The sequence below is a fragment of the Candidatus Neptunochlamydia vexilliferae genome (assembly GCF_015356785.1).
Taxonomy (GTDB): domain Bacteria; phylum Chlamydiota; class Chlamydiia; order Chlamydiales; family Simkaniaceae; genus Neptunichlamydia; species Neptunichlamydia vexilliferae.
In genome coordinates, this window is record NZ_JAAEJV010000018.1 from 25,036 (window position 1) to 34,895 (window position 9,860).

3 protein-coding genes are annotated in these 9,860 nt (G+C 41.6%); 1 reads left to right on the top strand and 2 read right to left on the bottom strand.

Annotated elements, in window-relative coordinates; genetic code table 11:
• Window positions 1-45: 45 nt before the first annotated feature.
• Both NEPTK9_RS04520 and NEPTK9_RS04525 read right to left on the bottom strand, forming a co-directional pair.
• Window positions 46-6,687: a tetratricopeptide repeat protein gene (locus NEPTK9_RS04520; protein ID WP_194847643.1), complete on the bottom strand. Its 6,642-nt coding sequence runs from the start codon at window positions 6,685-6,687 to the stop codon at window positions 46-48.
• 385 nt (window positions 6,688-7,072) lie between these two features.
• The gene (locus NEPTK9_RS04525; protein WP_194847644.1) at window positions 7,073-7,261 is read right to left on the bottom strand and encodes a hypothetical protein; all 189 of its coding nucleotides are present in this window, start codon (window positions 7,259-7,261) and stop codon (window positions 7,073-7,075) included.
• Window positions 7,262-7,569: 308 nt separating this feature from the next.
• Here NEPTK9_RS04525 and pyk point away from each other — a divergent pair, with 308 nt between their 5' ends.
• Window positions 7,570-9,345, top strand: coding sequence for a pyruvate kinase (gene pyk, locus NEPTK9_RS04530; protein WP_194847645.1), 1,776 nt, complete (start codon window positions 7,570-7,572; stop codon window positions 9,343-9,345).
• The last annotated feature ends 515 nt before the right edge of the window (window positions 9,346-9,860 follow it).

The following is a 9,860-nucleotide window of genomic DNA, read 5'->3' on the forward strand; positions in this document are numbered from 1 at the left end:
TTTTTGCAAGAATTATTTTTGCACAGCTCCTAAGGATATAGATAATCAAAGGGAAGAACTACTGGCTTGTTTTGAATGATCATGAGAATTTTTGCTATGAAGGCATTTTTTAACCTCAGCACTTCTATGGAAATACTTAATAGAAAGCGTCGAGTTCCCAAGTTTTTTATAGGCATAGCCCATATTGCTTAAGCTGGTAGCGAGGTTGAGATGGGGCTTTTTTTGATAAATCACCTCAAAGAGATCGAGCCCCTGTTTAAAGTACTCAAGAGCGGCATTCATGTCTCCGGTTGCATAATAAGATAGTCCAATATTATTGAATAGGAGAGCTGTGGAGAGCTGGGGTTTATTTTGATAATTTTTTTGTTCTATTTCTAGGGCTTGCTTAAAAAAGGGAATCGCTTTTGGGCTCTGTAATTTTTTATAAAGGAGCCCAATCCTGTTTAAAGACTCTAAAATAGTGGCTTGTGCTAGATTGGGGTTGACTTGCCTTTTCATTTCCAGGCTTTTTTCAAAGGATTCAGCTGCTAATTCAATATTCTGTAAACCTTGATAAGCTAATCCCATATTATGGAGTATAGTGGCCAGATCTGAATGGGATTGATTTTTATGTATCTCCTTCAAAACGTTGATGGCTCTCTTAAAAAACTCGAGTGCAGTTTTATTATCTCCTAAAGAGCGATATGATAGTCCTACTCTATTCATTCGAATCACAAGGCTACTGCTTGGGCAACCAACTAAAAGCTTCTCCGCCATTTTTAGAGCTTGCTCATCATATTTGAGAGAGTTTTTTTTATCTTCCAAGGCTTCATAAGCAAGCTTAAGGTTGTCAAGAACGGTTAAAATTTGGGTGTGGGGTTGTTTCTTATAAATTTTTTCCAGTTCTTCTAGCGCTTGTTTATAAAAAATGGTGGCTTTTTCATACTCTTTTAAGCTTTTATAAATAAGCCCTATATCATTGATATCAATAGGAATAGAGGTGTGAGATGTTTCACCATACACCCTTTTTTTTATTTCAACAGCTTGTTTAAAAAACCCGAGAGCAGGTACTAATTTCCCAAGTTTTTTGTAGGCAGAGCCTACATTGTTTAAACTTGAAGCAATATGGAGATGGGGCTTTTTTTGATAGATCAATTCAAAGAGTTCGAGTCCCTGTTTAAAGTACTCAAGAGCGGCGTTCATATCTTCGGTTGCATAATAAGACAGTCCAATATTATTGAATAGGAGAGCTATGGAGAGCTGGGGTTTATTTTGATAAGTTTTTTGTTCTATTTCTAGGGCTTGCTTAAAAAAGGGAATCGCTTTTGGGCTCTGTAATTTTTTATAAAGAAGTCCAATCCTGTTTAAAGATTCTAAAATGGTAGCTTGTGCTAGATTGGGGTTGACTTGCCTTTTCATTTCCAGGCTTTTTTCAAAGGATTCAGCTGCTAATTCAATATTCTGTAACCCTTGGTAAGCCAATCCCATATTATAGAGGATAGTAGCTGTATCTGAGTGGGGCTGGTTTTTATGCACCTGTTTTGAAAGTTCAAGTGCTCGTTTAAAAAATATAATAGCTGTTTTTTCTTCTTTTAATGATTGGTAAGCTAATCCTATTCTGTTTATACGAATCACAAGTTTAACGGTTATGTGGTTATTTGAAAGTTTTTGCTCTATTTCTAGGGCTTGCTCGTCATATTTGAGGGATTTTTTTTTGTCTCCTAAGGTTTCGTAGCAATATCTAAGGTTATCCAAAGTTAAAGCGATGGAAGAATTGGGCGTATTTCTATATAATTTTCTTCTGATTTCTAGAGCTTGTTGAAATGCCTCTAGGGCTTTTTCTTGCTTCCCTGATTTTTGGTAGGCAAGCCCAAGGTGACCTAAATAAGATGCAGCACTGGGGTGTAGGTTTTGACCATAAATAGACCGAGATTGGTCAACTGCTTGAGTTAGGTGTTTGACTGCTAACTTGGTTTTTCCAAGTTTTCTATACTCTGAGCCTAGTTGGGCATGAGCTCGAGCTAAATCTGGATGAGGGGAGCTCCGATAAACTTTTTTGAGCAGCTTAAGAGCTTGAGTAAAATATTCAATGGCCCTATGGTTTTCTCCCAACTTTCTATAAACGTCCCCAAAATTGTTTAAAACTGTAGCGATAACAGGGTGGTTTTTCTGTGGGTAAACCTTTTGATAGATGGCAAGAGATTTTTGAAAGACCTGTAAAGCTTTTTGATGCTCCTCCATTTTAAAGTAAATCGTTCCCAATCCATTTAGGGGTAAGGCACTACTAGGGTGAGGGCAGTTTCCATAGAGTTTTGTAATAACCGCAAGGGACTCCTTGTAGTAGGCTATCCCTTTTTCAAGGTTACCAGCTTCACTATAACTACACCCTAAGTTATTTAAAGCGGTGCTGATATCATGGTGTGGCTGATTGGAATATACCTTTTTGAGCATTTCAAGCCCTTGGTGGAAGTAGGTTATAGCTTTTTCTACCTCATTTAAACCAAGATGACTTAGCCCTAGGTTGCCAACTGTGAGACCAATAGAGGGGTGGCTTTTATCTCCATAGATCTCTTTTTTCATATTTAAGGATTTTTGAAGGGTGGTGATGGAGGTATCGAAGTTACCTAAATAATAATAGGCAAGACCAAGATTACCTAAAGCTGAAGCTATTTGAGGATGAGGGCGATTTTCGAAAAGGGTAAAAAACATTTCTAACGACTGTTTATACCACTTGACAGCGACCTTTAATTTTCCACGTTCCTGATGAACAAGCCCTAGGTTATTCATTCCAAGAGCGGTTCTCATGTGCGCTTTAGTTCCGTATAATTTTTGCCTGACTTTGTGAGATCTCTTTAAAAATTCACACGCCTCTTCTAGGCCCCCTGCTATTTGGTAGGCTGAGCCAATGCTATTTAGGCTTTCAGCAATTTGGAGGTGAGGCTTTTTATTATAAAGTTGGTTGGCTATTTCTAGGGCTTTATATCCATAGCTGATCGCTTTTTGCCAGTGTCCCAGTTTTTTGTAAGCTTCTGATAACTCATTCAAACGGCCTAAAACTGAAGGGTGGGCATCTTTTCCGTAAACTTTTTGGTCCATTGCATAGGCCTGGTCGTAGTAGGAGAGGGCTGTTTTTCCATCCCCTAGTTGCAAGTATAAGGAGCCAATTTTACCTAAATTATCTGAAATCCGAGGGTGGCCCTCTTTTGGATAAAACTTTTGGGACATCTTTAACCCTTGAGTATAGTATTGAAGGGCTTTTTGGAGCTTCCCAAGTTGATGGTAAACGCTCCCTAAATTTTTTAGGCTTACAGCAATAATGGGATGCCCTTTTTTTTCATAAAGCTTTTGCTGAATGTTTAGAGCTTGATCATGAGAATCTAAGGCTGCTTTAAAATCTCCAATCGCTTGGTATTGGGTCCCTATATTGTTAAGAGAAGTGGCGATCAGAGGGTGGTGACGCTTTCCATAGAGTTTCCTTCCAATTTTTAGCCCCTTTTTGAAATATTTCATAGAGGTTTTAACCCTTCCTAAATCGGCATAATTTTTTCCAAGGTGACTAAGATTCGTTATAATGGCAGGATGCAGGGCTTTTTCGTAGAATTTTTGGTTGATGCCGAGCGCCCGCTTATGGTGCTCAATGGCTTTTTTTGTTTCACCTAACTGGCTATAAGCCTCCCCTAAATTTATCAGGGTTATTGCAATACTGGGGTGAGATTTTCTTTCATAGATTTCTTCCTTTACTTTAAGGACTTTAGTATGGATATCAATTGCCTCACTTAGGTTTCCTAGTGCTCCCGCAACCCTTCCCAGGTTCGATAGACAGGTTGCAGCCTCAGGATGTTTTTCTCCATAAAGCTCTAGGGCAATTTTTAAGGCTTTTTGATAGTAGCTAATTGCCTTTTTGAAAGAGCCCCATCCTTCATAAGCGAGTCCCAAGTTGTTGAACGCAACTGAAAGAGCGGGAGAGGGTTTATTCCCACATTGCTCTTGAGCAATCTTAAGAGACTCCTTGAGATAGTGGGTAGCCTTTCTTAACCGTCCATATGATTGATAGGCCAACCCTAAATGATTTAAAATCCTAGACATTATAGGGTGGGGCTTTTCTCCATAAAGGGCTTTCGTCATAGCTAGAGATTTTTTGTGGTACTTAATAGCAGCTCTTGGCATCCCTAGATTATTGGAGGCACGCCCTAGGTTATCGAGGGTATTAGCAAAACCAAGATGGGGGGTGTTCCCATGGAGCTTTTGAAATATAACAAAGGCTTTCTTGAAGTATTCAAGCGCTTTCTCATTTTTTCCTAAAGCGGTATAAGTAAGGCCAATTTCATTGAAGGTTACGGCTGTTGCTGTAAGGGATTTGCCATGAAGCTGTTTAAGTAAGGAGAGTCGCTGCTGGTAAAGATCTAAAGATTGATGGGCTTTTCCTAAAGTTCTTTTAATCGATCCTAAGCGATAAAGAGCAGTGGGGTCATTGAGATTTAGGGCTACGGCTTCTGTATAAGAGGATTCTGCTTTAGCATACTGAAATTCATCCTCAGCAGAGGTATCGATGGTTCCGATTGTCTTGTCATAGAAAGGGTTCTTTTTAAGAGAAATCCCAGGGTTTAAAACGAATTTCTTGATAGCTGTGTGAAGGGGAATAAGAACGCGGTACAACTCGGAAATAGATTTAGACTCTTTAACTAGAAAAAGACCTTCTCCATTTAGTTCTGTTGGTCCTTTAGAAAAGTAGAGAATTTCTAATTCTTTCTGGTAAAAAAGGTGGGATTGAAGACGGAATTTTAGAGTAGATCGAAGGGCATCTTTAATGCGTGCTGCCCCTTCTATTCCTAGGAAGCCAATTTCTTGGAGGTGTTCGATCCCTTTAGATGTTTGAAGGTAAGGGCTTTTCATATATAGAAGAAGGCTACTCACAACCATTTGGAGTGGGCGGTAGAAGTCTCTTTTGACATCAAAGGCACGCATATCTATTCGGTCAAGGGTTAAATGTGGTTTGAACTCATGGAGGTGTCCTTTTAGTAGGTTGAGAGCACGTCTTTTTCCAACCAGGTCTTGAAATGGTGCCTGATTTTCTTTTTTTAATTTTTGCGATAGCCATTTTGTAACTTTGGTTTGATATTTTTTATATAGCTTTTCGCTTCCCATTACTAAAGAGGTTTGTGTCATTGCATTGACGAGGATCAACTCTCCATCGTGTTTTTCTAGCCATTCGGGGTTTTGGTAGGAGGCGAGCTCTTCTGGAGTTCCTATCAGTTTATAGACTCCCGGTTTTCCTAGTGGGGAAAGTCCTCCAATATCTATACTAAATCCTCCAGGTGTGAGACTTATCGCCTCTCCCATCCTCCCATCCTCGTGTCTTTTAGGACGAATAATATCAAATTTTGTCTCACCAAAATTAAGAATACGAAGGTAGAGAAGCTCGCTAAGTGATTTGAAGTAGCTCAGGTTTTTAGGACTGTTTTTTTCTATGAGAAAGGCAAACTCAACATCGGAATAGGGGCACATTTCATCGCGAGCCATTGACCCAAGACCTAGAACAGCAAAGGAGGTGGGGGGCTTTTTGTCTATTTGCTTAATCGAGCTTGTTATCAGTTTTTGAAGAAGTGTTTTATATCTGGCAGTTAGGGTAAGTTGAATTTTTTCAATAGATTCTTCTCCCTCTAGTTGCTGCTTTACCTCTTCTCGAATAGCTTCTAAACGTGTTCTATATTCAATGATATGCCCCTGTTTTCTGTCAGAGGTTTCGATCTTAAAATTTTCATGTAGATAGAGTCCCTCTATTTTTTCAAGCTTTGAAATAAGCTGTTGGTAAGTTTCCTGAAATCTATAAGATTTTGCTGCGGCTAGGGCATTATTGAGAATAAGTGCTGCTCTTATATACTCCTTTTTTTTGGTAAAAACATCACTGATTTTTTGTAAGTAAAGAAGTATACCAGCTGGATTAAAGGATTCATAATAAGCATGCTCTAAACGTTTTTCATAATCAATAATAGGGTCAACGGGTAAAGGGGTGGTGGGGCTTAACTCGGAAGTGATTTTCTTAATTTTAACGGGCAGAGACTCTTTATAAGCCTGTGCAGACTGGGTTTGATTTTTTAAACGCTCTGCGCTAAGGGGTTGCTCAAGATGCTTGATAATTTTTTTTTGTAGTTTTTCCCCTCGCATTAATAGGGTTTTCTTTTGTATATCTTTCAAAATCTTTGAAGCAAATATTTCATCCAAAAGAAGTTTTAACTTGTGTAAATCTTTTTTGTTCTTTTGTCGTTGTTCGATCTTAGTAAAAGCTGTGGAAAAATCAAGGGCTGTTTTGGGGCTTGGGGAATCATTGGCAGCACCTTGTATTGAGGTTTTGATTTTTTTAGCTTTTAGCAGCGTTAAAGGGAGGGGCGAAGGATTCTGATTCTTTACTGGCTCCTGGGTCGATGAGCTTGAGTTATTTCTCGAAGTTGAAGTGGCAATAGAGGAACTATTAATACTTAAGTTGCTAGTTGATGCATGATTGTTTGAAGAGGGAACCCAAACAATTTTTCTATCCCTTAGTTTCGGAGTGTATCCTCCAGAGATATACTTAGAGACCTCTTCTAGATTGCCGGCATCCACAGGGTATACTTTTTGGCCTGTTTCATAGTATCCAATGACAGACTGGTTTTGAAGGTCAAAAAAGATCATTTTTCCATCTAAAGATCTACATGAATAACTAGAGCTCATAACTTCCTCACAGTTTTTGAAAAGTGTGCGTTCATGGGGTCAATTCTTAGTGAAGTGGAAGAGGGTACTGTAGTCCTCACCTATAGTGCCTGCGGGTATATAGGGTTGTCATTTGGCACAAAATTGTAGCACCTGCTCCGCTTTCCCTAGAAACGCATCCCCTGAACGTCTATTTTGAAAAAACACAATTAAATAATTGTTTAAATACACATTTATTGCAAACTTTATATATATCTAAACGAGTTCAAGAATCGGAAGTCTCCTAATTGGGAATGATGCTCCTCATTCAGCTTAATTTTGCTGTGTCTCGCTGAGTCAAACTGTAGCATTTATTTCTTGACGGGCCCTAACGTTCTAAATTTAGGTCTCTCTAGCGCAGAGTTAATCATAAGTATCGGTGGGTGGTTCCCACTGTTGAGCGGGGGGGGCTTCCTGGCTGTTTTTTGTTCGATCGCGCAATAATGGGTCTGATCCCTTCGATCCAATCAGCCTCCGGCTTGGTGAGGTTTTCGATATATAGATCGTGCGGATAGCTCACCGCATGGCTTTTCTCCGCCTTCGGCTCTATAGCCATGTCAGTTCATTGGAAAGTTTTTTTCAAGAAAACCTCGTTCATCTTTTACCAAATAGCAAGGCTCTTTTTATCTACTCTTTTAGGATGAAAAAGACCCTTATATTTTGGTAAAGTGTTACCTAAACATGCTATATTTTGAACCATGCCCTTGTTCCCGATCCCGACACCCCTGGTAAAAACGTAAACGTTCCCAGATCGAGGGTTAGGTCGACCCCTGAGGTTATGAACCCGAATATTTTTCAAAGTGATTGATTGCTTTTCGATCTCAGTAAGTATAAAATAAAACCCATTTCTGTATAAGAGGAAATATGCGGACACGGACAAAAATTATCTGTACCCTCGGCCCAGCAACGAATAGCTACGAAAAAATTGTGCAGCTCATCGATGCGGGGATGAATGTCGCCCGGGTCAATATGAGCCATGGGACCCACGAGCAGCACGAGGAGACGATCGACCTTCTCAAAAAAGCGCGCGAAGAAAAAGAGATCCCCCTTGCCATTATGCTTGATACCAAGGGACCCGAAGTGCGTGTGGGCCTCTTGAAAGCTCCGATTGAGCTCAAGAAAGGGGACCATCTCACCATCACAAAAGAGGGGGAGGTGACCCTGACCCCTTTCGAGGTGATCAAAGATGTCAAGATGGATGCCCAGGTCCTATTTGACGATGGGTATATCACCTCCAAGGTGATCGCCAAAGAAGAAGACTCCCTCACCGTTGAAATCCAAAACCCTGGCACCTTAAAATCGCAAAAAGGGGTCAATATTCCCCATGCAGATCTCAGTCTTCCCGCCGTCACCGAGCAAGATATTAAAGATATCGAGTTTGGATGCAAAAACAACATCGACATCTTGGCCGCCTCCTTCATTCGCTCTCCCGAACATATCCTTACGATTAAGGAGATCCTGGCCAGAAATAAAGCCTCTCATGTCCTTGTCATCGCCAAGATAGAAAATGCCCTTGGGGTGAAAAATTTTGACGCGATCCTCCAAGCAGCAGATGGGATTATGGTCGCCCGCGGCGATCTCGGTGTCGAGCTTCCCATCACCCAAGTTCCCAAGCTTCAAAAGATGATGATCCGGAAGTGTTACCAGTCGTTTAAGCCGGTTGTGACTGCCACCCAAATGCTCGAGTCGATGATCAACAGCCCCCGACCCACCCGCGCCGAAGTGTCCGATGTGGCCAATGCGGTCTACGATAGCACTTCAGCGGTGATGCTTTCTGGAGAAACCGCCGTTGGCTCTTACCCGATCGAAACGGTCAAGCTGATGAAAAGTACCGTCCTTGTCGCTGAAAAAGACTTTAACTACGAAGAGTTTTTCTACCGCGATGTTTCTCGCCAGACCTTTAACGACATCTCTTCTTCAGTTGCCCTTGCCGCCATTAAAACCGCCTATAGTGCTCATGGCAAGGGGCTCATAGCGCTTACCACCAGCGGCTTTACCGCCCGTCTGATGGCCCGCTTTCGTCCCGAAATGCCGATCATCGCTGTGACTCCCGAAGAGAAAATCTACCACCAACTCGCCTTTGCATGGGGAACCGTTCCTATCCATGCAAAGGTCGAAGATGTGAAGCAAGGGGTCCAAAGAGCCAGCTGCTACGCCATGACCCATAAACTGGTCCGCTACGGCGATCTTATCGTCGTTACCGCTGGCACCCCCTTTGGGATTAGTGGGACAACCAACTTTATGCTTGTTGACAATATCGGGGAAGTTCTCGTTCGAGCAGCCCCCAGTGAAGGGAAACTTACCCATGGAGAGGTGACGATCCTTCTCACCCTCGATACCCCTCCCGATCTCAAAGATAAAGTTGTTGTCATGCCCCACTGCGATGAGGGCTACACCCCCCATCTCCAGGGAGCCCGAGCGCTGGTTCTTCAAAACCACCCTGATGACACCCACTCCGAAGAGGTGGCCAAACAGATCGCCCGCGATCAAAAAATTCCTATTGTTGTGCGGGCCGATGCTGCCTGCTGTGTCCTTAAAAAGGGGCAGGTGGTCACCCTAGACCCTGCTAAAGGGCTTATTTTTGCCGGCGTTGTCGAATCCGAAGAGGAAATGCTCCGCCAAGTCTGTTCAGTCCGGTGATACTTTAGGAAGCGTTAAAGCGAACTTTAAAAACCAAAAGGATGATCGAAAAACAGTCATGATGCAGTTAGGGCCCGCCAAGAAATAAATGTTACAAGTTGACTGGCTGCGACTTTGCCAAATTAAGCTTCTTCGTCGCCCTTCCCTATTGGGAATGATGCTCCTTATTCAGCTCAGTTTTGCTGAATCTTGTGGAGTCAAGTTATAGTATTTATTTCTTGGCGGACCCTTAGTGACTCAAACTGACCGAGTCCCCGTTATCCACCCGTAAGGAGTTGGGCAAGAATAACTCATGCACTTCTGGTGCCATAGCGCTTTAACTCATTGACAGGTAAGCCACTGGTTTGACCAGTGGACTTTCAAGGCTTGGCCTTAAGATTTAGTGAAAAAAGATGATGTTGTATTTTCCTTGTTGGGCTTGGCAGACCAACAAAGGAAAAAATTATGAATACAACATCGTCTTTTGAGAGTTTATCTCATTCTAAATGGGATTGTAAATACCATATCGTGTTTAT

Bases quoted from the DNA above. Each gene is read 5' to 3' on its own strand.
- NEPTK9_RS04520 (WP_194847643.1), bottom strand. From the start codon at position 6,687: ATGAGCTCTAGTTATTCATGTAGATCTTTAGATGGAAAAATGATCTTT.
- NEPTK9_RS04525 (WP_194847644.1), bottom strand. From the start codon at position 7,261: ATGGCTATAGAGCCGAAGGCGGAGAAAAGCCATGCGGTGAGCTATCCG.
- pyk (WP_194847645.1), top strand. From the start codon at position 7,570: ATGCGGACACGGACAAAAATTATCTGTACCCTCGGCCCAGCAACGAAT.